This window comes from Nocardia sp. BMG111209 (genome assembly GCF_000381925.1).
Taxonomy (GTDB): Bacteria; Actinomycetota; Actinomycetes; order Mycobacteriales; family Mycobacteriaceae; genus Nocardia.
Genome location: NZ_KB907307.1, coordinates 1,183,515 through 1,208,214, shown reverse-complemented (window position 1 = coordinate 1,208,214; position 24,700 = coordinate 1,183,515). Strand labels below are relative to the sequence as shown.

Below are 24,700 nucleotides of genomic sequence, written 5' to 3'. Positions count from 1 at the left end.
AGCGTACCAATGGAATCGGGCCCACCGACACGAAATTCACCGGCGCACACCGGCTTCCACCCGAACGGAGCACATCCCGTGAACCAGTCCCATCTGACCTACCTGGCGAGCCCGGCCTGGGCGGACACCCTGCGCACCCGGCTGCTGCCCTGGCTGCGCGACCGGGTGACCGACCTCGGCGACGTCCTCGAGATCGGTCCCGGCCCCGGCCGCACCACCGACCTGCTGCTGGAACTGGGCGCCACCGTCACCGCGGTCGAGATCGACGCGGACCTGGCCCGCGACCTACGCCGGCGCCTGCCCGAGGCCACGGTGATCCACGGCGACGCGGTCACCGCGGACCTCCCGGCCCACCGCTTCACCACCGCGACCTGCTTCGCGATGCTGCACCACATGCCGTCCCCGCAACACCAGGACCGGCTGTTCACCCGGCTGCGGCAGGTGCTGCGACCCGGCGCCTCGCTGGTCGGCACCGACGCGATCGACTCGCCGGTCCTGCGGCAGGCCCACCACGACGACACCTTCGTCCCCGTCGATCCGGACACCCTCCCGGCCCGGCTCACCGCCGCCGGTTTCGAGCACATCGTCGTCACCCCGCACGACGAACACCATTTCCGGTTCTCCGCCACCACCCCGGTCACGACTCGTCGATGACCTCGACCCGGTCCCCGGTCAGCACGCGGCCCGCTCGATACCGTTGCAGCACAGCCTGTTCGACCCGCGACGCGGTCGCATCGCCCACCCCGGTGGCCCGCAGCCGGGACAACAGGCCGCGCAGTTCGTCCGGGAGGTCGCGGGCGATCCCGGCGTCCGATCCGCACGCCCGGAGAGACCCGTCCGGCCCGTACCGGAGCAACGGGGGACGCCTCGGGTAATACCCGGGTATTATCGTGTGACCCCGTGGAGTACGAGTGGTGGATCGGCTCGGGCCGATTCTTCGATCGGGCCGGGGTGCGGCGGTGGGAGGTGATGGACGTGTTGTACTCGTCCGATCGCTGGCCACGGCCGGTGACGACGCCGGAGGGTGCGCCCGCACTCACCGTGTGGGGGCGGACCGAGGAGGGCCGCCCGTTGGTGGTGCTGCTGCGCCGGCTGCACACGGATCTCGACACCTGGCAGATCCTGCTGGCGGCGGAGATGCGGCCGCATCAGCTGGAGGAATACACCGCATGGGAGGCGGAACGATGAGCAGGAACTACGAGCCGCAGCCTGACCTGGATCCGGCCGATATCCTCGATTCGCTGGTGTTCGACGACACCGCGGCGGTGCCCGCGCTGCCGCCGACGGCCGAGGAGATCGAACGCGGCATGGTGACCATGACGTTCAAGTTGCCGGCGGAGTTGCGGGAACGATTGCGCGACACCGCGGCCGATCACTGCGTCACGTCCAGCATGCTGGTCCGGCAGTACATCGAGATGGGCCTGGCCGCCGAACAGCCGCAGCGGATGATCCCGCTCTCGGACGCCATCCGGGTCCTCAGCAGTCTGCGTCCAACCGCCTGACCAGCAGGCGGGTTCCCAACCGCCTGACCCTTCCCGGCCGCGCACCACCGAATCCCGGAGAGTGCCATGTGTCGTCTGTTCGGTTTGTCGGCCGGCCCGCATCGGGTGCGGGCCACCTTCTGGTTACTGGATGCTCCGGACAGTCTGGCGGCGCAGAGCCACCGCGAGCCCGACGGTACCGGACTCGGCACCTTCGGTCCCGACGGTTCCCCGCTGGTCGAGAAGCAGCCGATCGCGGCCTACACGGATACCGCCTTCGCGCGGGAGGCCCGGGAGCGGGAGTCGGCGACCTTCGTCGCGCACATCCGCTACGCCTCCACCGGCGGCCTCAGCGATCGCAATACGCACCCGTTCCAACAGCACGATCGGTTGTTCGCGCACAACGGCGTGGTGCACGGGCTGGCCGAGCTGGAGGCCGAACTGGGCGACTATCGGCGGCTCGTCGCCGGTGACACCGACTCCGAACGGGTCTTCGCCCTGATCACCGCGCGCACCGACCGGCACGGCGGCGATGTCACCGCGGGTCTCGCCGATGCGGTGACCTGGATCGCCGACCGGCTCCCGGTCTACGCCCTCAACCTGATCCTCACCACCGCCACCGAACTGTGGGCGCTGCGCTACCCGGACACCCACGAGCTGTTCGTCCTGGAGCGCCCGGCGGCCGGTGACCACCTCGACCACATCGGCCACGGCGGTACCGTCCACGCGCACAGCGCCCACCTCGCCGAGCTGCCGGCCGTGGTGGTCGCCAGCGAGCGGATGGACGGTGATCCGGCCTGGCGGCCGCTGCGCTCCGGGGAACTGCTGCACGTCGACGACCGGCTGCGGACCCGATCCGAGATCGTCCTGGACGCGCCACCGCGCCACCGGCTTTCGCTCGCCGATCTCGGACAGGTCGCCGCGGCCTCCCAGTCCGGGATGTGACCCACCGCACTCGTTCGCCGGGACCACTACCGGACGGCGGCGCGGTGGCTACCGAACAGCGACGATTCAGCCGGCCGGATCGAGCCGGTGCAGCATCAGCAACGGGATCACCCGGCCGGCCCGGCCCGCGAACGCGGCCAGCCCCGGCGACGCCGACAGCATGGTCGACCAGAGCGGCTCGCGGGCCGCGCCGATCAGCTCCTCGGCCCGTACCGCGACCGTGTCCGCACCCACCTCGACCGTGGTCTCCGGATGCGCCACCAGATTGTGGTACCAGCCCGGATGCCGCGGCGAACCACCGTTGGCGGCGACGATCACGAAATCGCCGCTCTCCCGCGGAACGTACAACAACGGGGTGACCCGTTCGCGGCCCGAGCGGGCCCCCACGTGGTGGAGCAGCAGCATCGGCGCGCCGCCGAACGCCGCGTCGGGGCGGCCGCCGCCGGCCCGGAACCGGTCGACGATCTCGCGGTCGTAGTCAGTCACGTCCGATACCATAGGCCAGGCCGAGCATGCCGTGCGAAAGTTGTTCCACGGCGCGCAATTCCGGCGCGGCGCGTGCCGGTCTCAGGACGTTTGCGCCTGCCACATCCAGTGCAACTGCTCCAGCCGGGCCGTGATCTCGATCAACAGGTCCTGGGTGACCGGATCGGCCTTGTCCGTGACCTCGATACGACGTCGCAGCCGCCGGATCACGATGGCCAGATCCGTGGCGATCGTGACGCTGACGTCGTCGTCGCGCTGCCATCCGGCCGGGAACGCGTCGATGCCGGAGCGATCGGCGACCGTGCGCACCCGCCCGTCGGGGCTGACCCCGATCGCGGTGGCGCGCTCCGCCGCGGAATCGGTGAACTCCCTTGCCGCGTCGACCAATTCGTCGAGGGCGAGATGCAGGGACCGGAATCGCGGCCCGATCACGTTCCAGTGGGCCTGTTTTCCGATCAGGGCGAGATCGGTCAGGTCGACCACGGTGTCGCGCAACGCGTCACCGGCCAGTCGCTGCTGCTCCTGATCGAGTTCGGTGGTGATGGGATGAGCCATTGTCCGCCTCCTTCGTAGAACGTTGCCTCTACGGGACCTACCCGCCCGAGCGCGGATCTATCGCCCGGCGACGGGATCCGGCGGGTGCACCCGGGTGCGCGGGCCCGGATTCGGCTGGGTGTGAGCGGTTTTCGGCTCAGTGCGAAAGCCGGGCGTGTTCGAGCAGAATGTTCAGGTCGTAGATCGCGTGCAGACAGCTCGCGGCCGCGAATCCGACGACACCCACGGCCGCGGCGGCGAGTCCGCGGGTGCGGCGGACTTCGGGACCGGGGGCGAGCAGGGCCGCGACCCGGCGCGGGACGGGGCCGCCGCGGAGCGGATCGCGGCCGGTCACGGCCAGCGCGAGGGCCGGGCCGCCGGGCGCGTGGCGGGTCCGCAGGGCCGCCTTGCCGATGGCGCGGGCGACCACCCGGCGGTCGCCGATACCGGTGGCGGCCGATTCGTCGGCCCAGCGCTCGGTCGTGTACCGGACCCCGGCGGCCAGCGGGCGCAACAGCGGATTGGCCGCCGCCGCCAGATCGGCGGCCGCGACGAACAGATGGTGACGGCCGGTCAGATGGGCGCGCTCGTGGGCCAGCAGTGCCCGCCGCTCGCTCTCGTCCAGGGCGGCCAGCATCCCCGTGGTGACCACGATGCGGCCGGGCGAACCGGGGATCGCGTAGGCCTCGGGATTCGGATCGTCCAGCACCACAACGAGTTCCGTGCCGGGCATGGTCCGGGCGAACCGGGCGGCGGCCCGCACGGCCCGGGTCCGCCGGACCAGCGTCCACCCGGCCGCGCACACCCCGGCGCACAAGGCTCCGGCCGCCGCGAGTCCCACCAGCAGCGAGATCGGGCCGTCGTGGTCGGGCAGGTGGGTGGACCATCGGCCCCAGCGCGCCACGGCGGGCATCCGGCCGATCGGCACGGCGGTCAGCGCGGCCAGCGCCAGCGCGCTGGTGGCCGCCAGAACCGTTGCGGCACAGGTCAACAGCCAGCTCGCCAGGCGCGGGGGCAGCCACATCGCCAGCCGGCGCGCCGATCCGGCGGCCAGGATCGGCACGATCAGGGGCAGATAGACGGCGACATGCATCAGCGCGGCCGTTCGCCCGGGACGTCACCGTCGCCGGTGAGATCGGTGTCGAGCAGTTCGCGCAACAGTCGCTCGTCGTCGGCGGACAACTCGCGGACGAAGCTGGCCAGCACCGCGTCCCGGTCGTGCTCGGCGTCGAGCACCCGGCGCATCCGGCCCGCGGCCAGCCGGGCCGGATCGGCCACGGCCCGATAGGCATAGGCGCGGCCGACCCGCCGCCGCTCCAGCAAACCCTGGGAGCGCAGGCGGGACAGGATCGTGACGACCGTGGTGTAGGCGAGTTCCGGGGCGCCGGCCGCGCCGAGGCGTTCGCACACCTCGCCGGGAGTCAGCTCGCCGCCGGCCGCGCGCAGCACGCCGAGGATCAGGCCCGACAACTCGCCGCTGCGGCGGCGGCCGCGACCGGACCCGTCGGCCCCGCGTGACCCGTCGTCGTTTCCCTGTCGCACAGCCTCATTCAAGCACCGTCGACGTTTGCTGTAGAAATTCTACGCAGCGTGTAGTTTTCGGTCCGCCGCCCAGGTACTCTCACACCACAAGGATTGCCTACCCTTAGTAGGCGTCCGGTAACGAGTGTCGCGGCCGACCGGTTCGCGACGAGGAGTGGATCGAGGTGGTGTGGGCGTGTATCTCGCTCTGTCGACGCCCACGGTGACGACGCAGCTGTTCGGCAGCGGGCTGATCGGACTGCGCGAGGGCCTGGAGACCGGGATCGTGGTGATGATTCTGGCGGCCTTCCTGGTGAAATCCGGTCGCCGCGAGAATCTCAAGTGGTTGTGGCTCGGCGTTGCCGCGGCGGTGGTGATGGTCGTCGCGATCTTCGCCGGAATCCATTACGGCACCTCGACGATCAGCGGCATGGTCGCGGAGGCGGTCGCCGGGGTCGCCTCGCTGGTCGCGGTCTGCGTGGTCACCGGCATGGTGTTGTGGATGCGGGGCGCGGCGGCGCACATCTCCTCCGACCTGCGGCGCGGCCTGGCCGACGCGGTCGAGATGGGTGGGTTCGCGGTGGTGTCGCTGTCATTTCTCGCGGTCGGCCGTGAGGGGGTCGAAACCGCGTTGCTGATGGTCGGTTACGCCGAGAACACCTCCGGCAGCAACTGGCCGCTGGTGGGCCTGCTGCTGGGCATCGTGGTCGCCGTGGTGGTGACCATCGCGCTGTACTTCGGCGCGATCCGCATCGACCTGCGGAAGTTCTTCACCTTCACCGGCGCGTTGCTGGTGCTGGTCGCCGCGGGCATTCTCGGTTACGGCCTGCGAGCGTTGCAGATGGTCGGCTGGCTGCCCGGCAGTGGCACGCTCGCCTTCGACGCCAGTGCCCATTACGACCAGTCTTCTTGGTATGGAACGACATTGGCCGGTCTGTTCAATCTGCGCCCGGATCCCACGGTGCTGCAGCTGTGCGGCTGGGCGGTGTATCTGGTCGTGGTGCTGGCGCTGTTCCTGCGCCCGCGCCGGACCACCGGCGGGCCCGCCGCGGCCCCCGCGCAAACGGTTCCGGCCGGGTCGCCGGACGGAACTCCGGTCTCGTGAAGAGCCGGTGGATGAGAGGAAACACAGTGATACCGAAGTTGTCGCGCCGGCTGAGCATCGTCGCCGGGGTGCTGGTGACCACGCCGCTGGCCCTGGTGGCATGCACGGCCAAATCCGATTCCGGTGCCGGCGCCGTCGCGGTGACGTCCACCGATTCCGAGTGCAGCCTCGGCGCGACGACGGCCTCGACCGGTCAGGTGGTGTTCAACGTCACCAACAACGGGTCGAAGGTCACCGAGTTCTACCTGTTCGGCGCGAACAACCGGGTGCTCGGCGAGGTGGAGAACATCGGCCCGGGGGTGACCGGCAAGCTGGCGGTCGACGTCTCCGATCCGGGTCAGTACGACACCGCCTGCAAACCGGGCATGGTGGGCAACGGCATTCACCAGGCGCTGACCATCACCGGCGCGAAGAAGGCGAAGTCCGAGGTGCCCGAGGACGTGGTCCAGGCCAAGGGCCGCTACCTCGACTACGTGCGCGGGCAGCTCGACGGCCTGGTCGCGCAGACCACCGCCTTCACCGCGGCGGTGAAATCCGGTGACCTGAACGGTGCGCGTGCCCAGTTCGCGCGGACCCGCACCTTCTACGAGCGGGTCGAGCCGGTGGCCGAGTCGTTCGCCGATCTGGATCCCGCGATCGATATGCGCTGGGACGACACCGAGGACGGGAAGCAGCCGTTCACCGGATTCCACCGGATCGAGCGGTTCCTGTGGCCGCCGCAGCCGAGCCAGGTCGGCGAGAAGGGTGACGACATCACCAAATCCGACCTCGACAACATCAAGACCGATACCAAGGACGCGATCGCGGCCGAGGCGGACACCCTGCTGAAGAACGTCACCGCGCTGCGCGACGAGGTGAAGAAGCCCGATTTCGCCTTCGAGGACCAGTCCTTCGTGAAGGGCCCGCAGGGGTTGGTCGACGAGATCGCCCGGACGAAGGTCGGCGGCGAGGAGGACCGCTACTCGCGCACCGACCTGTGGGACTTCGCCGCCAACATCGACGGCTCCGAGGCCCTGATCGGTGAACTCCAGCCGATGATCGCGGCCAAGAACCAGGGCCTGACCGACAAGATCACCACCCAGTTCAAGGCCGTGCGCGACGCGATCAACCAGTATCGCCAGGGCGACGGCTATGTCGGCTACAACACGGTCACCGCGGCCCAGCGCAAGGATCTGTCGGACAAGATCGACGCGCTGTCGGCCGGCCTGAGCCAGGTCCCGGACCTGGTACTGGGCAAGTAGAGATATTCGCAGCGACGAGAACGGAACCCGCCATGACCGACGAACTCGCCACCGCCCCGGCGTCCACGCCGCGGGGCCGACTGTCCCGCCGCGCCCTGTTCGGCGGCGCGGCCGCGAGTGCGGGGGTCGTGGCGGGGGTCGCCGCCGGTGTCACGATCGCCGACACCGGCTCGGCCGGCGCCACGACCGCCGACCGGATCGTCCCCTTCCGCGGTACGCGGCAGGCCGGCATCATCACCCCGGTCCAGGATCGGCTGCATTTCGCGTCGTTCGACGTGATCACCGATTCCCGGACCGAATTGGTCAATCTGCTCAAGAGCTGGACGGCCGCGGCGGAGCGGATGACCCACGGCCAGGAGACCGTCGACGGCGGCGCGGTCGGCCACGGCCGCTACCTGCCGCCGCCGGATACCGGTGAGGCCCTTGGTCTTTCACCGGCCTCGCTGACGCTGACGATCGGGTTCGGGCCGAGCCTGTTCGGCCCGCCCCCCGGCGCGCCCGACCGCAAGGATCGCTTCGGGCTGGCCAAGCACCGGCCGGCGGCGCTCACGGAACTGCCGGTGTTCGCCAAGGACGCGCTCGACACCACGCGCAGCGACGGCGATCTGTGCATCCAGGCCTGCGCCGACGACCCGCAGGTGGCGGTGCACGCCATCCGCAACCTGGCCCGGATGGGCTTCGGCGTGGTCAGCGTCCGCTGGTCGCAGCTGGGGTTCGGCCGCACCTCGAGCACCTCGCGCAGTCAGCAGACCCCGCGAAATATGTTCGGGTTCAAGGACGGCACCGCGAATCTGACCGCGGAGCAGACCGATCTGCTCGACCACTGGGTCTGGGTGGCGCCGGAGGACAATCCCGCGGATGCCCAATGGCTCACCGGCGGAAGCTATCTCGTCGCGCGGCGGATCCGGATGAATATCGAGCCGTGGGACCGGGCCGCGCTGTCGGAGCAGGAGGCGGTGATCGGCCGCGGCAAGGGCGACGGCGCGCCGCTGGGCAAGGACAAGGAATTCGACAAGCCCGATTTCGTGATGACCTCGAGTGGCTCGCCGGTGATCCCGAAGACCGCGCACGTGCGGCTCGCGCATCCGGACAACCTCGGCGGCGTGCAGATCCTGCGCCGTGGCTACAACTTCACCGACGGCTCCGACGGTTTCGGTCATCTGGACGCCGGCCTGTTCTTCCTGGCCTACTGCCGCAACGCCGGAAATCAGTTCGTGCCCATGCAGCGCGCGCTGGCCGCCAAGGACGCGATGATGGAGTACATCACCCACACCGGCTCGGCGCTGTACGCCTGCCCCCCGGGCCTCGGCACGGACGAGTACTGGGCACAGCGCCTGTTCGAGGCCTGAATCGGGAATCCGGCGCTACGGCCGCGTCCGCGTGCTCGCGCCGGGTTCCGTCTCCGCTCGCCGCACCACCGCGGCGGTCGCCAGGTCGGCGTTGTCGGCGGTGAGCCGGTACACGGCCCGGTCGAGGGTGGGGAGGATGTCGGTGATGTCGATGGTGCCGTCGACGTAGCGGCCGATCAGGCCGTAGCTGAGATTGGTGAGGACATAGCCGATGTCCTCCAGATATCGCGGGTCGGCGCCGTCGAGCACCGCGGCGGCCGCCGGGAGCACCGCCACCAGACCCTGTGCGTCGAGCCGGTTCCCGCTGGGGCCGGTGCGGGCGCGATGGAAGGCCTCGAGCATCCGGGGACTGTGCTCCCAGGGTTCGAACACCCGGCGGAACAGGCGCATCAGCCCGTCGTACAGGGATTCGCCGGGTTCCGGGGCGGTGAGGTCGGCGTAGCTGGCGCCGGCCATCCACTGTTCCAGCGCCGCGACGATGAGTTCGTCGCGGGTGCCGAACAGTTTGTACATCGTCGCCAGCGACACCCGCGCGGTACGCGCCACCTCCTGGAGATTGACCCCCTGATAGCCGCCGCGTTCGAGTGCCTCGAGCACCACGGCCAGGATCCGTTGTGATGTCTCCGATTCCTGCTCGCCCGCCATCTCTCCAGAGTAATCTCATTACTTGAGTAATCGGATTACTCGCTATCCGACTCTCATTCTCGAGAATCACGTTTCAGGAGTGACATGGCAACGTTCGTACTGGTACACGGCGGCGGGCACGGCGGCTGGTGTTATCAGAAGGTGGCGCGGCGGCTCCGCCGCGCCGGGCACGAGGTCCACACCCCCACCCTGTCGGGACTGGCCGAACGCTCCCATCTGAACCTCGCCGGCATCGGGCTCGAGACCCATCTGCAGGATGTCGCCTCGCTGCTGCACTACGAGGATCTCGAGGAGGTGATCCTCGTCGGCCACAGCTACGGCGGCATGGTGATCACCGGCGCCGCCGACAAGGTCAGCGACCGGGTCGGCCGGTTGGTGTACCTCGACGCGGCCAATCCCGTGAACGGACAGTCGCTGGTCGACGTCGCGGGCCCGATCATCGAGGCGGCCCGGCCGTTCGGCACGGTCGCCGACGGTGTGGAGCTGGTCCTGCTGCCCGGCCCCGAGGCGCCGCTGCTCTACGGAATCACCGATCCCGCGGACAGCGCGTGGATGGCGGCGCGGCTGACCGGACATCCCTGGCGCTGCTTCGAGGACAAACTCGACCTGCGCAACGAGGACGCGCTGTGGCAGATCCCGCAGTACCACATCGTCTGCACCACCACCCTCGCCACCCGCGACCCGGAACTGATCGATACCGCCAGAGCCGAAGGGCGACTGTGGGATATCGACACCGGCCACGATCTCATGATCAGCGAACCCGATGCGGTGACCGCCGCACTGCTCGAGATCGCCGCCGCCTGAACGCGGAACATTGTTTGATCGGCCGGAATTCGGGAATCTCGCGACCGTAACGATCGGCACCACAGCGAGAGGACAACCCGTGAACAACGAAACACGCACCACCGCATCGCTTTCCGCGATCGTGACCACTCCGTCGGAGGACGACGTGGTGGTGAACTGGCCCGACCCGAGCCCGCTGCAGGACTGGTGGGCCGAGGTGATGTCCGGAAAGGCCGCCGGCGCCGACGCCGCCTGACCCAGATCGAGCATGCTCACACTTCTGATTTCCCTCGTCGCTGTTCCCGCCGCTGCCGCCGTCGCGGCCTGGGCGGTGCTGGCCGTCCGCTATCGGCGCCGGATCCGCCGGCAGTTCCGTGGACTGCCTGCGCAGGTCACACCGATGCGCCGGCCGGAGGACATGAACGCCGCCTCCGGCGCATCCGTGTGACCCGCCGGGGCGGGTCGGCCCCGGCGGACGGTGGTCAGGACAGATTCTCGACCTGAGCGGTGTGCAGCTGGTAGCGCCGCTCCGCCTCCGCGTAGCGCGACTCCCATTCGTCGCGCTGCTCGTCGTACCCTTCCAGCCACTCGTTGGTGTCCGGATCGAAGCCCTCGGGGAAGATGTAGTTGCCGTCGTCGTCGTAGCTGTCGGCCATGCCGTAGCGCGACGGGTCGAATTCGGCGTAGTAGTCCTCGTTGGCCTGCCGCACCGACAACGAGATCCGCCGCCGGTCCAGGTCGATATCGATGACCTTCACCACCGCGTCGTCGCCCACCGCGACCACCTGATCCGGCACCTCGATGCGGTGCCCGGCCAGTTCGGAGATGTGGACCAGACCCTCGAATCCGTCGTCGACGCGGACGAAGGCGCCGAACGGCACCAGCTTGGTGACCTTGCCCGGCACGATCTGCCCGATGGCGTGCGTGCGGGCGAACCGCCGCCACGGATCTTCCTGAGTGGCCTTCAGCGACAACGAGACCCGCTCGCGGACCAGGTCGACGTCGAGCACCTCGACGGTGACCTCCATACCCACCTGGACGACCTCGGACGGATGCTCGATGTGGGTCCAGGACAGTTCCGCGACGTTCACCAGGCCGTCCAGCCCGCCGAGATCGACGAATGCGCCGAAATTCACGATCGAGGACACCACACCCTTGCGGACCTGGCCCTTCTGCAACTGCTGCAGGAATTCGCCCCGCACCGAGGTGCGGTTCTGCTCCAGCCAGGCCCGCCGGGACAGCACCACGTTGTTGCGGGCCTTGTCCAGCTCGATGACCTTGGCCTCGATCTCCCGGCCCACATAGGGCTGCAGATCGCGCACCCGCCGCATCTCGACCAGGGAGGCCGGCAGGAAGCCGCGCAGGCCGACATCGACGATCAGGCCGCCCTTGACCACCTCGGTCACGGTGCCGCGGACGGCCTCGCCCTTCTCGTGCAGCTGCTCGAGCTCGCCCCACACCCGCTCGTTGCGCACCCGTTTGCGACCCGACCCGGAACGAGATTCCTTGTCGCCCTTGGCCTCCGGCTCGGGCTTGGCCTCCGGGTCCGCCTGCTCGCCCTCGGCCTCCTGCTCCGGTGGCTCGGCAACGGCATCCGCGGGTCCGCCCGCAGGCGGATCCGTCTCGCGCCCGGTGGGCGGCTCGACATCGGGGACGACATCGCCGGGTTCGGCGGCGCGCGGCCGCTCGATCCGGCCGTCGTGGCCGATGTGGTCGTTCTGATCGCGATAGGTCATAGTTCCCCTCGCCCGCAGTCTACCGGCCGATCCGCGTTATTCACCAACGACATTCGCGATCCGGCCACGGCGGAACATTTCTCCAAGACACCCGGTGGCACACCGGGCGACGCTACCGGTATGTCTGCAACGATGGTGGACGAGAGCAGGAGGCATGCATGGATGACACCGCGCCGACGAGCGACACCCTGCGCAATCTACGCCACCGCCGCGGTGATTACGGCGTCGACGGCGACTTCGCGGTCGTGTCGGCCCGTGGTCAGGCCGTCATCGTCGCGGCGATCCTGTTCGTGCTGGTCGCGGTGGCCGTCGGGGCCGCGGTGGCCGGGTCGTACGCCGGCGCGGTGGTCGCGGCGGTGCTGGCCGTGGCCTGGGCGCTGTTCGTGGGCTCGTATCTGTACACGACGCTGATCGGGAAGTTCCGGGTGTGGGCCGGTGTCCTCGCCGGGCTCGGGCTGCGCGGCGACGAGCGGGTGCTCGATCTGGGCTGCGGCCGCGGCGCCCTGCTGCTGATGGTGGCGGCGCTGCTGCCGCGCGGCCGGGCGGTCGGTATCGACGTGTGGCGCGCCGATCAGACCGGGAACGGGCCCGAGGCCACCCGGCGCAACGCCGAACTCGAGGGCGTGGCGGACCGGGTCGAGCTGGAGACCGGTGACATCACGCGACTGCCGTTCGCGGACGCGAGCTTCGACGTGGTGGTCAGTAATCTGGTGCTGCACAACATCTCCGACGCCGGCGCCCGGCGGGCCGCGCTCGACAAGGCGGTGCGGGTCCTGCGTCCGGGCGGCCGGGTGCTGATCGGCGATCTGATGCACACCGGCGAATACCGCGACCGGCTGCGCGAACTCGGGCTCACCGACGCCCGGCGGCGCGGCCTGGGCCCGCGCATGTGGTGAGGCAGCCCCTTCCTGCCCACCCGGCTGGTCACGGCGACCGGAGCACAACCCTGACGCGAGACCCCGACGCGCGCGCATCCCGGCCCGGCCGGGGACGCGCGCGGATCCGGCACGAACCGGCCGGACGGGACGAAACCCCCTGTACCGAACGATAATTCGGTGGCGCGGGCGGTGCCGGTCCGGCACCATGGCTGTCTCGTCTTGCTCGAACACGTGCGCTTCGAGAGGGGTTCCATGCCATCGCGGGGTTCTGCATTGCTGCTCGTATTACGTTATTACGGAAGGGAACTGGCGCGCCGAAAACGGCTCACGGTGCCGGCGTTGCTGGCGCCGGCGCTGGGCAACGCCTGTCAGCTGTACGCGGCGCCGCTGGTGGTGGCGGCGGTGGTGCAGCGGCTGGCCACCGGCGGGCCCGCGGGGCCCGGTGAGCTGGCGCCGTACCTGATCACCTTCGGTGCGCTGCTGTTGCTGGCGGAAGTGTTCTGGCGCATCGGCTTCCACTGTATGAACCGGGTGGACTGTTACGGCATCGAAAGTCTGTACATCATCGCGATGGACGCGCTGCTGGCCAAGGACGCGGCGTTCTTCCACACCAACTTCGCCGGATCGCTGACGAAACGGTCGCTGAGTTTCGCCTCCCGGTTCGAGGAGTTCGTCGACACGTTGTCCTTCGATCTCGTCGCCTCGGTGCTGCCGCTGGCGTTCGCGGCGGTGATGCTGTGGCGGTACGACCCGGTACTGGTGGCCGTGCTGCTGGGGCTGATCGTGTTCACGGGCCTGCTGATCGCGCCGTTGATCCGCCGCCGTCAGCGCCTGGTCGACGAGCGCGAGGCCGCGGTGGCCGCGGTCTCCGGGCACGTGGCCGACTGCGTAACCAATATGGCGGTGGTCCGCGCGTTCGCCGCCGAGGAGCAGGAGGCGGGCGAACATCGCCGCCGGGTGGCCGATCAACGGCGAAAGGCGCTGCGCTCCTGGGACTACGCGAATCTGCGCATCGACACACTGGTGACGCCGCTGGTAGCGGTCACCAACGTCGCGGGGCTCACGGTCGCGCTCGCCTCGCACGGCCGGCACGCGGGGGTGGAGATGGTGCTGGTGGCCTTCACCTACTACTGGAACGCCACCTCGATCATGTTCCGGTTCAACATGATCTACCGGCGGCTGGAGAGCGCGCTGACCGAGGCCGCGCAGTTCACCGAACTGCTGCTCACCCCGCCGGCCGTGGTGGACCCGGCCGATCCGGAGCCGTTGCGGTCCAACGGTTCCGAGATCCGATTCGAGCAGGTGGACTTCGCCCATCCCGGCACGCCGGCCCTGTTCCGGGGGCTGGAGTTGCAGGTGGCCGACGGCACCAAGGTGGGCCTGGTCGGCCGCTCCGGCGGCGGCAAGACCACGCTGACCCAATTGCTGTTGCGGACCGCGGATATCGGCGGGGGCCGCATCACCGTCGGCGGGCAGGACATCGCGCGGCTGCGCCAGGCCGATCTGCGCGGCCTGATCGCCTATGTGCCGCAGGATCCGTCGATGTTCCACCGCACCCTCGCCGAGAACATCCGGTTCGCGCGGCCCGGCGCCACGGATGCCGAGGTGCGGTCCGCGGCCGAGGCGGCCCACGTCCTCGAATTCGCCGACGCGCTGCCGCAGGGCATGGACACGCCGATCGGCGAGCGCGGGGTGAAATTGTCCGGCGGGCAACGCCAACGGGTCGCGCTGGCCCGCGCCATCCTGCGGGACGCGCCGATCCTGCTGCTCGACGAGGCGACCAGTGCGCTGGACTCCGAGAGCGAGGTGCTGGTGCAGCAGGCGCTGTGGCGGGTGATGTCCGGGCGCACGGCGCTGGTGGTCGCGCACCGGCTCAGCACGGTGGCGGGGATGGACCGGCTGGTGGTGCTGGATCAGGGCCGCATCGTCGAACAGGGCACCCACGAGCAGTTGCTGCGCGGCGACGGGAACTACGCGCAACTGTGGCGGCGGCAGTCCGGCGGCTTCCTCGGCGAACAGGTGACCGCGCGCTGATCCGCGCCGGGGCAGCGTGGCCCCGGCCTTCCCGGATATCTCGAACAGGTTGTGGCACAAGTGTTTTCGACGGTCGCCGGAGGCGCTCCGGACCGCTGTGCGGTCTTGACTTTAGGCGCGCCGGGGTCGAAAGTAAACGAAACCGTATCGTCCCGTTACTCCGGATGAGCGCCGTCGGCGACCGCATCGCGCCGCGTCGGACCGCGGCCGTATCCGGTTCTCCCCGTACCTGTTCCGACACCGGAGGATTCCGTTATGCCATCTGCACGGGAAGCGCGTGAGTGGGCCGCCGGTGGCGGACTGCACGGCATCGGCGATTCGCTGTACACGCCGTTCAGCGGCACCGACGGCGACGATATCGACTTCGACGCCTATCGGGCGCTGGTCCGGTACTGCGTCGGCGATCTCGGCCACGCCATGTTGTGGCTCACCAGCGGCCTGGCCGAATGGTGGGCGCTGACCGCCGGCGAGCGTAGACAGCTGGTCGAGGTCGCCGTCGACGAGGCGCGAAAGGTCGCGCCGGACACGGTGATCCAGGTGTGCACCAGCGCGATGTCGCCGAAGGAGGCGGTCGAACTCACCCGGCACGCCCAGGAATCCGGCGCGGACATCTGTTATCTGCAGACCCCGCCGATGGAGGTGCACGGCGGCGAGGGCACCCTGCGGTTCTTCCGCTACGTGGCCGATCGCACGGATATCGCACTGGGCATGTTCAATTCGCCGTCGTCGGGCTATGTGCTGACCCCACCGGAGATCGCCGACATCTACCGGGAGGTGCCGGCGGTGTGCGCGATCAAACAGGGCACCATGCACTACGCGGCCAGCCGGGCGATCCACGATCTGGCCCCGGGCCTGGTGATCTGGGAATGCGATCTGATCGCCTACCGCGCGGGCTGGCTGCAGCAGGGCATCCTCGGCCCGGCGCAACTGGGCACCGCCGGATATCTCCAGGAGACGCCGGAGAAGCGGCTGTGCAGCGAATATTGGGAACTGGTCTGGGCCGGCGCCCTGGACGAGGCGACCCGGTTCGCCGAGGACTCCGGATACGACCGGCTGTCGGCCGAACTCGGCCCCTGGTACACCGGATATCCCGGCCGCCCCGGCTATTTCACGCATTGGGGGGAGGCGTTCCGCTACGCCGCCGGGGTGCTCGGGCTGCCGCTGGGCGACTATCCGCACAGCCGCGCACCGCAGGGCCTGCTGCCCGAGGAGGGTAAGCGGCAGATCCGGCGCGCCTTCGAGAATGCCGGTATGGCACGGAAATCCGTGGCGGTGTAACCCGATGGTGCGCGACATCCGAGAACTGGCAGGCGATCCCGAGGCGTACGCGACCGAGCTGCGCACCCGCTGGACCGGTCTGCTCAGCTACCGCTACATCGGCCGCAACCACGGCTCGATGAACACCGGGCCGGAGGACAACACGGTCACCCTGCGCCGCGACATGCGCAATGCCGCAGGCGGATTGCTGGTGGCGCCGCTGTCGATCAGCGCACCGGAGGGCAATGTCGGCTCCGATCTGGAGACCGTGCCCAATCCGGTGGTGCACTCGTGCCAGATCCTCGACCCGGCCACCGAGGTGCGCCGGATCGAGGTGGTCGACGCGGAGATCCTGCATCCGGGAACACGCATGGGCTACAGCCGATCCCGCATCGTCGACGCCGACGATCCGAGCCGGGTGATCGCCCTCACCGAGGGGCAGGGCGTACGGATCGGCACCCCGCCGGGCGGTCTGGGGAAGATGGACGAGGACCCGCTCGAGATCGTCGACTCCCCGGATCTGCCGCCGCTGTGGCAGGCGTTCGGCGCTTCCCGCCGCGCGGACGGACACTGGGTGCTGCCGCCGCTGTCCACGGATGTGGCCTCCCCGGACGGCGCGCTGCACATCGGGCCGCAGCACGTCCTGCTGGAGACCGCGGCGATCGACCTGGGTGCCGCCCGCGCCGGTACGGACCTGCTGCAGATGCGGTCGTGGCATGTGATGTTCCTGGCTCGCGGCAAGACCGGGCCGTTCCGCGCCGACGGCGACGCCTACGCGGGCCCCGGCGGTACCGTCGCGGTCCGGCTGACCCTGCACGACGAGGGCAACGGCGGTAAGCGGATCACCGCCGCCTCGGCCCTGCTTCAGATCGTGGATCAGGCGGGCTGATACCGGCGGGGTTCGGCGCGCGCCGAGTCCACCGGTGGGCTCGTCAGCGGGTCGACTCGGACGAGCCCACCGGCGAGTTCGTCAGCCGGTCGACTTGGGCGAGCAGATCGGCAGGTTCGTCAGCCGGACGACGCGGGTGAGCCGACCGGCGAGTTCGTCAGCCGGTTGACCTCGGGCGAGCCGACCGCCGGGTTCGTCAACCGGTGGGTTCCGGTGAGCCGATCGGTTCCGCCCGGGTTCCCGTGGTACCTCCCGCGCCGAAATATGCGGCGGGGGTGGTGCCGATCTCGCGCCGGAACGCGGTGATGAAGGCGCTGGCGGTGCGGTAGCCGACGCGGTGGGCGACCCGGGAGATCGGCATGCCGGTGCCCAGTAGCGGGAGGGCGGCGTTGAGTCGTTCGAAGGTTCGCCAGCTCTCGAAGCTCACCCCGGTCTCGGTGCGGAACCGGCGCGACAGGGTGCGGGTGGAGGCGCCGACCGTGCGGCCCCAGTCCCCGATACCCCGGGTGTCGGACGGATCGCGGCGGATCGCGAGCGCGACCTGGCGGGCCTGCGGGTCGGTGGGCAGCGCGGTCGGGATCGTGGTGACCGCCATCGGGGTGAGCAGATCCCACAGCACGGCCTGGCCGCGGCGGCGGCGCTCCTCGTCCGCGTCGCCGAGGGCGGCCAGATAGGTCACCAGCGGGCCGACCAGGCCGGTGGCGTCGACGACCGTCGGGCCCTCCCAGCGCATCGGGCAGCGGTCGGGCTCCACATACAGCGACACCATGTCGCAGGCGGCGGTCGGGAGCACGGTGTGCGGGACGCCGCCGGGAATCCACAGTGCGCGCATCCGCTGCACCAGCCAGCGCGACGAACCGACCTCCATGGTCAGCACGCCGTCCGGCGCCCAGGTCAGCTGATGCTGGGGATGACTGTGCACCGTCACGCCGCTGGTGGCCTCCAGCGGGATGACGATGCTGGGGTAGTCCGCGTAGTCGAAGCTCGGAGATTGTCCGGCGGGCACGCCGCTGATGGTACCGGTTTCAGTCCCGGGCGAGGGCGACCGCGGCTTCGCGCTGCAGGTCGAGGAACGATTCCGGGCTGATGTCGACCATCACCACCTGCACGGTGCCGCCGGTGAACGGTCCCGGTTGCGGCAGTTGCGGCGAGATCGGGTCACCGCCGGCGTAGCCGACGCACAACCCGTCGCCGGCGAGGCCGAACGGGCCGATCTGGGCGCGCATCGGTCCGGTGGCGACCGGCCGGTCGTCCACGTACAGGGTGGTGGTACCGAGGGATTCGCCGTGCGGCCCGGCCTGGTCGCGGACGAATTCCATGCCGAGGGAATGCTTGCCGGGAGTCAGTTGCGGGGAGGCGAAATCCTGTTCCGGCGCGATGCCGAGGAAGTTGTAGACGTAGTGCAGCACGCCGCCGGTGATGAACAGGACGTGCCCGCCGAACCGGGAGCCCTGGGTGAACAGCACGCCCCGCGCGTCCCGGTCCACATCGACATTGGCGAGGATCTTGTAGGAACGGCCGCGGATGTTCACCGCCACCGCCTCGGGCACCGGTGCCGCGTCGGGATAGTAGAGGTAGCGGGTGCGCGGCGGTTCGGGCTGCGGCCGCGGCGACAGCAGGATCTCCACCGGGACCCGATCGTCCAGTGGCAGTACGAAATTGTCGCGGGCCTCCTCGTCCCACGCCGCGATCAGTTCCCGCAGTTTCTCCGGATGGCGGTCCGCGACGTTCACGGATTCGGAGCGGTCCGCGTCGACGTGGAACAGTTCCCATTCGTCCCGGTCGAAATGCCCTCTACCGCTGATCGGTGCGTGCAGGGCGGAGGCCTTCCAGCCGTCGGCCCAGATGCCGCGGGTGCCGAGCATCGCGTAGTACTGGCGTTTGCGGGTGGTGGGCGCGTCGCCGTCGTCGAAGCTGTAGCGCATCGAAATCCCGTTCAGCGGATACTGTTTCACGCCGCGATAGACCTCCGGCATCGTGACACCGGCGACGTCGAGAATGGTCGGGACGATGTCGACCGCGTGGTGATATTGGTGCCGGATCTGGCCCTTGGCGCGAATTCCCTTGGGCCAGTGGACGACCAGCGGATCGCAGGTGCCGCCGGAGAACTGGGAGTAGCGCTTGAACATCTGGAACGGCGTGGAGAACGCGGTGGCCCAGCCGGTCGGATAGTGGTTGTAGGTGTCGGGGCTGCCGAGCCGGTCGATGTAGCGCATGTTCTCGGCGAGATCGTCGGGATAGCCGTTGAAGAATTTGTTCTCGTTGACCGAGCCGTTCGGGGAGCCCTCCCCGGAGGCGCCGTTGTCGGCGCAGTAGAAGATGATCGTATTGTCCAGTTGCCCACTGTGTTCCAGGAATTCGACGACGCGGCCGATCTGGGCGTCGGTGTATTCGGAGAAACCGGCGAAGACCTCGGCCATCCGCGCGAACAGTTTCTTCTCGTCGGCGTCGAGCGAATCCCAGGGCCGGACCATGTCGGCGGGCAGCGCCACATCCGCGGGCAGCGGGTTGATCGGGGTGAGGGCGGTGCCCTCGGGCATGATGCCCTTGTCGATCATGCGGGCCAGCACCCATTCCCGGTAGGCCTCGTAGCCGTCGTCGAACCGGCCGCGGTACCGGTCGGCGTATTCGGCGGGACTGTGGTGCGGGGCGTGGTTGGCGCCGGGGCAGAACCAGAGGAACCAGGGTTTGGACGGATTGCTGGAACGCTGATCGCGCAGCATCCGAATCGCGTTGTCCGCCAGATCTTTCGACAGATGGTAGCCCTGGTCCGGACCGTAGGGCTGGTCGATGAACATGTTGTCCTGGGCCAACGCGGGATACCACTGGTTGGTCTCGCCGCCGAGGAATCCGTAGAACCGGTCGAAACCCATCTGCAACGGCCACTGCGATCGGCTGCCGCCGCCGGCGGCGTCGGAGACGGGCACGTTGTGGTCCTTGCCGACCCAGAACGTGCTGTAGCCGTTGTCCTGCAACACCTGTCCGACGGTCGCGCACTGGGCGGGCAGCCGGCCCGCCGAACCCGGGAATCCGGTGGTGCCCTCCGCGATCGACGCGAAGCGGTTCACGTGGTGGTTGCGGCCGGTCAGGAAGCAGGAGCGGGTGGGGGAACACAGGGCGGTGGTGTGCCACTGGGTGTAGGTGAGCCCGTTGTCGGCCAGACGTTGCATGACCGGCATCTCGATGCGGCCGCCGTAGGGGGACCAGGCCGCCATCCCGGTGTCGTCGTAGAGCACCACCAGGATGTTCGGGGCACCCTCGGGGGCGGTGGGGGTCTGGAAGGGTTTCCAGTCGGGGGCCGAATCGCGGACGTCGAGTGCGATCGTGCCGTCGAAGCCGTCGTCGATGCCGGTGCCGTAGCCGGGTGGACCGGCCGGGTCGCCGGAGGCGCAGCCGGCGGCCAGCGGGACGGTGGCGGCGCCCGCACCGGCGGCGGCGAGACCGCCGAGTATCGACCGCCGGGACAGCCCGCCCCGATGGTGGCGCGCGGGGGATTGCTGCGGCACGAGCTGTTCGTCCTCGAACGGCGTCATGGCAGCAGGCTAGGCAGGCGGTGGGTGCCGCCGGATCGGATAGCGCGAGCCGTTACTCGACCGTGGCTAATATTCAGCCAACTATTGATCGGGTGTCACGCACCGGAATCCGAGGTGGCAGGTGGCGGTGTCCTCGGCCTGGCCCTGCCGGGCCGCGGGCCGGTAGCGCAGGCAGTAGTCGGGGGCACACAGATACGAGCCGCCCTTGATCACCCGGCGTGGTTGCGGGTCGGTTGTCGGCCGTGGGGCGCAGCAGGAGTCCGCCGGGCCGTGGCCGGGACGGTAGGGGTCGGCGGTCCATTCCCAGACGTTGCCGGCCGTGTCGAACAGCCCGTAACCGTTGGGCGGGTAGGCGCCGACCACGGTGGTGCCGGGGCGGTCGGCCTGGCCGCGGCCGGGCAGGAATTCCCACGGGAACCGGCCCTGCCAGGTGTTGGCCATCCGCCGCCCGCGCGGCGCGAACTCGTCTCCCCACGGGTAGGTCGCCGCGGGCAGGCCACCGCGAGCGGCGAACTCCCATTGCGCCTCGGTCGGCAGCGCCTTGCCCGCCCACTGCGCGTAGGCGAGCACGTCCGGGTAGGCGAGCTGGGTGACCGGGTGGCGGGTCCGCCCGTCCAGCGTCGTGCCCGGCCCGCCGGGATGCCGCCAGTCCGCGCCGGGAACGTAGGCCCACCACCGCCGGAAGTCGTCCAGCGGCACCGGCCCGGCCGTGGGCCGGAACACCAGCGCGCCCGGGACCAGCGCCGCGGGGTCGGCGCCGGGGAACTCGGCCGGATCCGGATCGCGTTCGGCGACCGTCACATACCCGGTCTCGCGGACGAACCGGTGGTAGGCGGCGTTCGTCACCGGATGGGTGTCGATCCAGAACGGTTCCACGGTCGTCTCGCGCACCGGACGTTCCTCGGGGAAGTAGTCCGGCGAACCCATGGCGAACGTCCCGCCGGGCACCCGCACCATCCCTTTGCGGACCACCACCGACCCCTGCGCAACCATCCGCACCTCCTACCGGCCGACCGGAACTCCCCTCGCGCCGGGCCAACCTACTACGGGTCCGGACCCGCCCGGCGCTTCCGCCGCGCGCGTCTGCGGTAGGTATCGGCCCGCTGTTCGGTCGGGTATCGACGGATGCACCTCGGGCGGGACGGCACGCCGGGCCGCCGGGTTCAGCCGGACCGGGGCGGTCCGGTTCGGCTGAACGAGCGAGCAGGTCCGACTGGAACGAGCAGCGCGGTCCGGACGGAATGAGCCGCCTGGTTCGGCCGGACCAGGCCGCCGGGCTCGGCCGGATCAGGCGGCGGGTGCCGGCGGGTCAGGTGGCGGGGCCGAACCAGCGGGGGAGGTGGTCGCGCAGGTCCTGCTGGTCGTCGCCGATCCAGGCCAGGTGGCCGTCGGGGCGTAGGAGGGCGGCGGGGAAGTCCACTTCCTCGGTGGCGTCCACCACGTGATCGACCCGGTCGGCCCAGCCGTCCACCGACAGGCGGCCGGTGCGGTCCAGGAGCAGGCCGCGGCCGGTGCGCAGCAGTTCGAACAGGCGGCCCTGTTTCAGTTGCACGTCGCGCAACCGGCGGCCGAGCAGTGGGTGGCCGGTGCCGAAGTCGTAGCGGACGCTGATCGCGGTGATCTTCTCGATCAGGTACCGGTTCACCTCCTCGAAGTCCATCAGTTCGGAGACCAGCTTGCGGACGGCCTGCGCGCCGGGTTCGGTGGACAGCAGTTCCATCTGTGCGCGGGTGTTGTCGAGCACGTCGGCGGCCACCGGGTGCCGTTCGATCTCGTAGCTGTCCAGCAGGCCGGCGGGGGCGTGGCCCGCGATCTCGGCGGCCAGTTTCCAGCCGAGGTTGAACGCGTCCTGGATACCGAGGTTGAGGCCCTGGCCGCCGGTCGGCGGGTGGATGTGTGCGGCGTCCCCGGCCAGGAACACCCGGCCGGACCGGTAGTGTTCGGCCAGCCGGGTGGCGTCGCCGAATCGGGACAGCCAGCGCGGGCTGTGCGCGCCGAAATCGGTGCCCGCGACGGCCCGCAACTGGGTGCGGAACTCGTCGAGAGTGGGTGCGCTGCCGCGATCCTCGGCGAGTCCGGCGGCGGGCACCACGACCCGGTACACGCCGTCGCCGATCGGGCCGATGCCGAACCGCTTCTGGGTCTTGCGGATCTCGGTCATCACCTCGGTGAGGGTGTCCTGCGGTGTGGTCATCGCCATCTCACCGATCAGGGTTTCGACGCGGCTCGGTTCGCCGGGGAATTCGATGCCGGTCAGTTTGCGGACCGTGCTGCGGCCGCCGTCGCAGCCGACCAGGTACCGCGACCGCAGCCGGGTGCCGTCGGCCAGTTCGGTGGTCACGCCCTCGTCGTCCTGAGTCACGGCGACCACCTCGGCGCCGCGGCGGATCTCCGTGCCGAGTGCGACGGCGTGTTCGGTCAGCAGTTGTTCGGTGCGGGGTTGCGGGATGCCCAGGACGTAGCCGTGCGCGGTGTCCATCCGTTCCGGCCACGGCTTGCCCATCGCGGCGAAGAAGCCACCGGCCTCGTGCCGGGTGCCGAACTCCAGGAAGCGTTCCAGCAGCCCGCGCTGATCCATCAACTCGATACTGCGGACGTGCAGCCCGAGCGAACGCACGACCTTCGTCGGTTCCGGCTCCTTGTCCACCACGAGCGTGCGCACGCCGCGCATCCGCAATTCGCCCGCCAGCATCAAACCGGTCGGACCGCCACCGGCAATGATCACATCGAACATGAACCGCCCCATTCGTCGATTTCTCCTTCCGGCCGGCCGTGCCGCAGCATCGCGACACCTCCGTGCGAACATGCGTGAGAGCACGATTTCCGCAGGTACCGGCTTCGGCGGGAGATTGTGCCGCATCCCCCGGGCCTTGCCGCAAGCCCCCCTGTGCGCTATATATTGAAAAGGGAAGGAAAAACTTCCTTTTCTTCCGGTACCTCGGATGCGCCTGGCCGCTCCTGTCGAACTGGTGGATTCGGCGCATGCGGAATGTGATTCCAGCGCCGGGTTGCGGTCATATCCCCATGCTGAACCGGATGCGCGGCATGCCCGACGCTGAGCCGGTTCGAGCGGCGCACCGCGGTCACACATGCTGAACCGGACGCTCGGCGCGGACAAGCCCGACGCTGAGCCGATTCGAGCCGCGAGTCGCGGTCACACCTGCATACCGAACCGAACGAGCGGCGTGCCGTGAGCACGCCTGTACGTTGAGCCGGTCCGAGTGGCGTGCTGCGGTTATGCGTACTTGCCGAACATGATTCGGGTGCGTGCAGAGGCTACGCCGAGGTGCTGAACGCGATTCGAGCGCGGGCCCGCGGTCCTGGCCGGGCGGCTGTCGTCCCGAATATCCTGGCGTGCAACGGAATCGGTGCGCTCAGCGCCAGTGTGTGTCGCTCAGCAACGAGGCTTCCGAACCGCCGTCGGCGAAGACGATCTGGCCGGTGACGAAGTGGTTGTCGGGGCCGGCCAGCCAGCAGACGAGTTCGGCGATCCATTCCGGGCGGCCCGGAAATCCGCCGAACGGTTGTGGCGCAGCGGTTTCCACTGCCTTCCGGACGTCGTCGTCGGTGAGGATCCAGGCGGCGGCCGGGGTGTCGACCACGCCGGAGGCGACGACGTTGAGTGCGATTCCGGCGCCGGCCCATTCGGGGGTCGGTGCGGTGCGGCGCACCCAGCGGTTGAGTGCGCGTTTCGCGATGCCGTATCCGGCGCCGGATTCGGTGAGGGCGGGGTCGGCGGTGAGCAGGGCCACCGCGGTGCTCTCGTCACCGTCGAGGCAGGCCTGCACGATCTTCGCGTCGGCCGGGGCCAGCGAGGAGGTCGACGAGATGGCCACCGCGCGTGGGGCGGGGCTGCCGATCAGCAACGGCCGCAAGCCTTCCAGTGTCGCCACCGCGCCGAAGTAGTTCGTTTCCAGCAGGCCGGTCCGGCCGCCGCCGGCGATCGCGAGCACCGCGTCGACGGTCCCGCGCTCGGCCACCCGCTCGACCAGCGTGCGGCGGCCGTCGGGGGTGGACAGGTCGGCGATCACGTCGGCGTCGTCGAGATCGCAGCCGATCACCTCGAAACCGCGGGCGCGCAGCAGGGCGGCCGTCGCCGCGCCGATCCCGGAGGCGGCACCGGTCACCACATATCTGCGCCCGGTGTGCTCTGTCCGCGATGTCATCGAAACCTCTTCCCGGCCTTCGGTATTGCCGATCCTGTGCCGCGTGTGCCGGACCGACGGGTGCGGCGGCCGCGGGTCCGCGGCAACGACCGGCGATCGCTGCCGCGACCGCCACCA

General features: G+C 69.8%; 26 protein-coding genes. 14 read left to right on the top strand and 12 right to left on the bottom strand.

The window, feature by feature from the left end; all coding sequences use genetic code 11:
- The first annotated feature begins 78 nt into the window (after nucleotides 1-78).
- Complete coding sequence (locus tag G361_RS0105455; RefSeq protein WP_019926049.1) at nucleotides 79-654, top strand: bifunctional 2-polyprenyl-6-hydroxyphenol methylase/3-demethylubiquinol 3-O-methyltransferase UbiG; 576 nt, start codon at nucleotides 79-81, stop codon at nucleotides 652-654.
- Here G361_RS0105455 and G361_RS0105450 read toward each other — a convergent pair.
- Nucleotides 638-856 carry a hypothetical protein gene (locus G361_RS0105450; RefSeq protein WP_019926048.1) on the bottom strand — a complete coding sequence of 73 codons (219 nt, stop codon included), beginning with the start codon at nucleotides 854-856 and terminating at the stop codon, nucleotides 638-640. The two genes, G361_RS0105455 and G361_RS0105450, sit on opposite strands and share 17 nt — an antisense overlap.
- A gap of 44 nt (nucleotides 857-900) precedes the next feature.
- Between G361_RS0105450 and G361_RS0105445 the strand changes: the two genes are divergently transcribed.
- The 3 genes from G361_RS0105445 (at nucleotide 901) to G361_RS0105435 (ending at nucleotide 2,426) form a co-directional block, all read left to right on the top strand.
- On the top strand, nucleotides 901-1,188 hold the full coding sequence (locus G361_RS0105445) for a hypothetical protein (protein WP_019926047.1): 288 nt from the start codon (nucleotides 901-903) through the stop codon (nucleotides 1,186-1,188).
- Nucleotides 1,185-1,502, top strand: coding sequence for a hypothetical protein (locus tag G361_RS0105440; protein WP_019926046.1), 318 nt, complete (start codon nucleotides 1,185-1,187; stop codon nucleotides 1,500-1,502). The genes G361_RS0105445 and G361_RS0105440 overlap by 4 nt, the downstream gene beginning before the upstream one ends.
- 66 nt (nucleotides 1,503-1,568) lie before the next feature.
- A complete protein-coding gene (locus G361_RS0105435; RefSeq protein ID WP_019926045.1) occupies nucleotides 1,569-2,426 on the top strand; it encodes a class II glutamine amidotransferase in 858 nt (285 codons plus the stop codon).
- A gap of 66 nt (nucleotides 2,427-2,492) precedes the next feature.
- Here G361_RS0105435 and G361_RS0105430 read toward each other — a convergent pair whose 3' ends face one another.
- The 4 genes from G361_RS0105430 to G361_RS0105415 all read right to left on the bottom strand — a co-directional run bounded on the left by G361_RS0105430 (nucleotide 2,493) and on the right by G361_RS0105415 (nucleotide 4,988).
- Nucleotides 2,493-2,912: a nitroreductase/quinone reductase family protein gene (locus G361_RS0105430; protein ID WP_196814421.1), complete on the bottom strand. Its 420-nt coding sequence runs from the start codon at nucleotides 2,910-2,912 to the stop codon at nucleotides 2,493-2,495.
- 81 nt (nucleotides 2,913-2,993) lie between these two features.
- Nucleotides 2,994-3,467: a Dps family protein gene (locus G361_RS0105425; RefSeq protein ID WP_019926043.1), complete on the bottom strand. Its 474-nt coding sequence runs from the start codon at nucleotides 3,465-3,467 to the stop codon at nucleotides 2,994-2,996.
- Nucleotides 3,468-3,603: 136 nt separating this feature from the next.
- A complete protein-coding gene (locus G361_RS0105420; protein WP_019926042.1) occupies nucleotides 3,604-4,539 on the bottom strand; it encodes a M56 family metallopeptidase in 936 nt (311 codons plus the stop codon).
- Nucleotides 4,539-4,988: a BlaI/MecI/CopY family transcriptional regulator gene (locus tag G361_RS0105415; protein WP_019926041.1), complete on the bottom strand. Its 450-nt coding sequence runs from the start codon at nucleotides 4,986-4,988 to the stop codon at nucleotides 4,539-4,541. The genes G361_RS0105420 and G361_RS0105415 overlap by 1 nt, the downstream gene beginning before the upstream one ends.
- Before the next feature lie 169 nt (nucleotides 4,989-5,157).
- Between G361_RS0105415 and efeU the strand changes: the two genes are divergently transcribed.
- Genes efeU through efeB form a run of 3 tightly spaced genes read left to right on the top strand, consistent with a single transcriptional unit; the run spans nucleotide 5,158 to nucleotide 8,662 of the window.
- Entirely contained in the window at nucleotides 5,158-6,072 is a 915-nt protein-coding gene (gene efeU / locus G361_RS0105410; protein WP_019926040.1) for an iron uptake transporter permease EfeU, read from the top strand.
- An 11-nt stretch (nucleotides 6,073-6,083) separates the two neighbouring features.
- Nucleotides 6,084-7,313 (top strand): iron uptake system protein EfeO, encoded by a 1,230-nt coding sequence (gene efeO, locus G361_RS0105405; RefSeq protein ID WP_155981313.1) that lies wholly within the window; start codon nucleotides 6,084-6,086, stop codon nucleotides 7,311-7,313.
- Nucleotides 7,314-7,345: 32 nt separating this feature from the next.
- A complete protein-coding gene (efeB, locus tag G361_RS0105400) occupies nucleotides 7,346-8,662 on the top strand; it encodes an iron uptake transporter deferrochelatase/peroxidase subunit (RefSeq protein ID WP_019926038.1) in 1,317 nt (438 codons plus the stop codon).
- A 15-nt stretch (nucleotides 8,663-8,677) separates the two neighbouring features.
- Here the strand turns inward: efeB and G361_RS0105395 are convergent, their stop codons facing one another.
- The gene (locus G361_RS0105395) at nucleotides 8,678-9,307 is read right to left on the bottom strand and encodes a TetR family transcriptional regulator (protein WP_019926037.1); all 630 of its coding nucleotides are present in this window, start codon (nucleotides 9,305-9,307) and stop codon (nucleotides 8,678-8,680) included.
- An 84-nt stretch (nucleotides 9,308-9,391) separates the two neighbouring features.
- Between G361_RS0105395 and G361_RS0105390 the strand changes: the two genes are divergently transcribed.
- From G361_RS0105390 to G361_RS0105380, 3 genes are all read left to right on the top strand, one after another.
- On the top strand, nucleotides 9,392-10,111 hold the full coding sequence (locus G361_RS0105390) for an alpha/beta fold hydrolase (RefSeq protein WP_019926036.1): 720 nt from the start codon (nucleotides 9,392-9,394) through the stop codon (nucleotides 10,109-10,111).
- Nucleotides 10,112-10,190: 79 nt separating this feature from the next.
- Nucleotides 10,191-10,346 carry a hypothetical protein gene (locus G361_RS49140; protein ID WP_019926035.1) on the top strand — a complete coding sequence of 52 codons (156 nt, stop codon included), beginning with the start codon at nucleotides 10,191-10,193 and terminating at the stop codon, nucleotides 10,344-10,346.
- A gap of 12 nt (nucleotides 10,347-10,358) precedes the next feature.
- Nucleotides 10,359-10,538 carry a hypothetical protein gene (locus G361_RS0105380; protein WP_019926034.1) on the top strand — a complete coding sequence of 60 codons (180 nt, stop codon included), beginning with the start codon at nucleotides 10,359-10,361 and terminating at the stop codon, nucleotides 10,536-10,538.
- Between the two features lie 34 nt (nucleotides 10,539-10,572).
- On the opposite strand, the gene G361_RS42395 is transcribed toward G361_RS0105380, so the two are convergent.
- Nucleotides 10,573-11,826 carry a S1 RNA-binding domain-containing protein gene (locus G361_RS42395; protein ID WP_019926033.1) on the bottom strand — a complete coding sequence of 418 codons (1,254 nt, stop codon included), beginning with the start codon at nucleotides 11,824-11,826 and terminating at the stop codon, nucleotides 10,573-10,575.
- A gap of 158 nt (nucleotides 11,827-11,984) precedes the next feature.
- Between G361_RS42395 and G361_RS42390 the strand changes: the two genes are divergently transcribed.
- The 4 genes from G361_RS42390 (at nucleotide 11,985) to G361_RS0105355 (ending at nucleotide 16,884) form a co-directional block, all read left to right on the top strand.
- Nucleotides 11,985-12,722, top strand: a complete 738-nt coding sequence (locus tag G361_RS42390; protein WP_019926032.1) for a class I SAM-dependent methyltransferase — start codon at nucleotides 11,985-11,987, stop codon at nucleotides 12,720-12,722.
- A 234-nt stretch (nucleotides 12,723-12,956) separates the two neighbouring features.
- A complete protein-coding gene (locus G361_RS0105365; protein WP_081635479.1) occupies nucleotides 12,957-14,738 on the top strand; it encodes an ABC transporter ATP-binding protein in 1,782 nt (593 codons plus the stop codon).
- Between the two features lie 255 nt (nucleotides 14,739-14,993).
- A complete protein-coding gene (locus tag G361_RS0105360) occupies nucleotides 14,994-16,016 on the top strand; it encodes a dihydrodipicolinate synthase family protein (RefSeq protein ID WP_019926030.1) in 1,023 nt (340 codons plus the stop codon).
- Between the two features lie 4 nt (nucleotides 16,017-16,020).
- Complete coding sequence (locus G361_RS0105355) at nucleotides 16,021-16,884, top strand: hypothetical protein (RefSeq protein WP_019926029.1); 864 nt, start codon at nucleotides 16,021-16,023, stop codon at nucleotides 16,882-16,884.
- A 196-nt stretch (nucleotides 16,885-17,080) separates the two neighbouring features.
- Here the strand turns inward: G361_RS0105355 and G361_RS0105350 are convergent, their stop codons facing one another.
- The 5 genes from G361_RS0105350 to G361_RS0105330 form a co-directional block, all read right to left on the bottom strand.
- Nucleotides 17,081-17,890: an AraC family transcriptional regulator gene (locus G361_RS0105350; RefSeq protein WP_019926028.1), complete on the bottom strand. Its 810-nt coding sequence runs from the start codon at nucleotides 17,888-17,890 to the stop codon at nucleotides 17,081-17,083.
- A gap of 19 nt (nucleotides 17,891-17,909) precedes the next feature.
- On the bottom strand, nucleotides 17,910-20,417 hold the full coding sequence (locus G361_RS0105345; protein WP_019926027.1) for an arylsulfatase: 2,508 nt from the start codon (nucleotides 20,415-20,417) through the stop codon (nucleotides 17,910-17,912).
- An 81-nt stretch (nucleotides 20,418-20,498) separates the two neighbouring features.
- On the bottom strand, nucleotides 20,499-21,374 hold the full coding sequence (locus G361_RS0105340; RefSeq protein WP_019926026.1) for an SUMF1/EgtB/PvdO family nonheme iron enzyme: 876 nt from the start codon (nucleotides 21,372-21,374) through the stop codon (nucleotides 20,499-20,501).
- Between the two features lie 352 nt (nucleotides 21,375-21,726).
- A complete protein-coding gene (gene rox, locus G361_RS0105335; RefSeq protein ID WP_026342725.1) occupies nucleotides 21,727-23,151 on the bottom strand; it encodes a rifampin monooxygenase in 1,425 nt (474 codons plus the stop codon).
- 640 nt (nucleotides 23,152-23,791) lie between these two features.
- Nucleotides 23,792-24,583, bottom strand: coding sequence for an SDR family oxidoreductase (locus tag G361_RS0105330; RefSeq protein WP_052172627.1), 792 nt, complete (start codon nucleotides 24,581-24,583; stop codon nucleotides 23,792-23,794).
- Nucleotides 24,584-24,700 lie beyond the last annotated feature (117 nt).

Excerpts from the sequence above, each read along its gene's own strand:
- G361_RS0105435 (WP_019926045.1), top strand. The coding sequence starts at position 1,569 with ATGTGTCGTCTGTTCGGTTTGTCGGCCGGCCCGCATCGGGTGCGGGCC.
- G361_RS0105380 (WP_019926034.1), top strand. The coding sequence starts at position 10,359 with ATGCTCACACTTCTGATTTCCCTCGTCGCTGTTCCCGCCGCTGCCGCC.
- G361_RS0105345 (WP_019926027.1), bottom strand. The coding sequence starts at position 20,417 with ATGACGCCGTTCGAGGACGAACAGCTCGTGCCGCAGCAATCCCCCGCG.
- G361_RS0105425 (WP_019926043.1), bottom strand. The coding sequence starts at position 3,467 with ATGGCTCATCCCATCACCACCGAACTCGATCAGGAGCAGCAGCGACTG.
- G361_RS0105395 (WP_019926037.1), bottom strand. The coding sequence starts at position 9,307 with ATGGCGGGCGAGCAGGAATCGGAGACATCACAACGGATCCTGGCCGTG.
- G361_RS0105330 (WP_052172627.1), bottom strand. The coding sequence starts at position 24,583 with ATGACATCGCGGACAGAGCACACCGGGCGCAGATATGTGGTGACCGGT.
- G361_RS0105355 (WP_019926029.1), top strand. The coding sequence starts at position 16,021 with ATGGTGCGCGACATCCGAGAACTGGCAGGCGATCCCGAGGCGTACGCG.
- efeB (WP_019926038.1), top strand. The coding sequence starts at position 7,346 with ATGACCGACGAACTCGCCACCGCCCCGGCGTCCACGCCGCGGGGCCGA.
- G361_RS0105390 (WP_019926036.1), top strand. The coding sequence starts at position 9,392 with ATGGCAACGTTCGTACTGGTACACGGCGGCGGGCACGGCGGCTGGTGT.
- G361_RS0105340 (WP_019926026.1), bottom strand. The coding sequence starts at position 21,374 with ATGGTGCGGGTGCCCGGCGGGACGTTCGCCATGGGTTCGCCGGACTAC.
- G361_RS42395 (WP_019926033.1), bottom strand. The coding sequence starts at position 11,826 with ATGACCTATCGCGATCAGAACGACCACATCGGCCACGACGGCCGGATC.
- G361_RS0105440 (WP_019926046.1), top strand. The coding sequence starts at position 1,185 with ATGAGCAGGAACTACGAGCCGCAGCCTGACCTGGATCCGGCCGATATC.
- G361_RS42390 (WP_019926032.1), top strand. The coding sequence starts at position 11,985 with ATGGATGACACCGCGCCGACGAGCGACACCCTGCGCAATCTACGCCAC.
- G361_RS0105420 (WP_019926042.1), bottom strand. The coding sequence starts at position 4,539 with ATGCATGTCGCCGTCTATCTGCCCCTGATCGTGCCGATCCTGGCCGCC.
- G361_RS0105360 (WP_019926030.1), top strand. The coding sequence starts at position 14,994 with ATGCCATCTGCACGGGAAGCGCGTGAGTGGGCCGCCGGTGGCGGACTG.
- efeO (WP_155981313.1), top strand. The coding sequence starts at position 6,084 with ATGAGAGGAAACACAGTGATACCGAAGTTGTCGCGCCGGCTGAGCATC.
- rox (WP_026342725.1), bottom strand. The coding sequence starts at position 23,151 with ATGTTCGATGTGATCATTGCCGGTGGCGGTCCGACCGGTTTGATGCTG.
- G361_RS0105365 (WP_081635479.1), top strand. The coding sequence starts at position 12,957 with ATGCCATCGCGGGGTTCTGCATTGCTGCTCGTATTACGTTATTACGGA.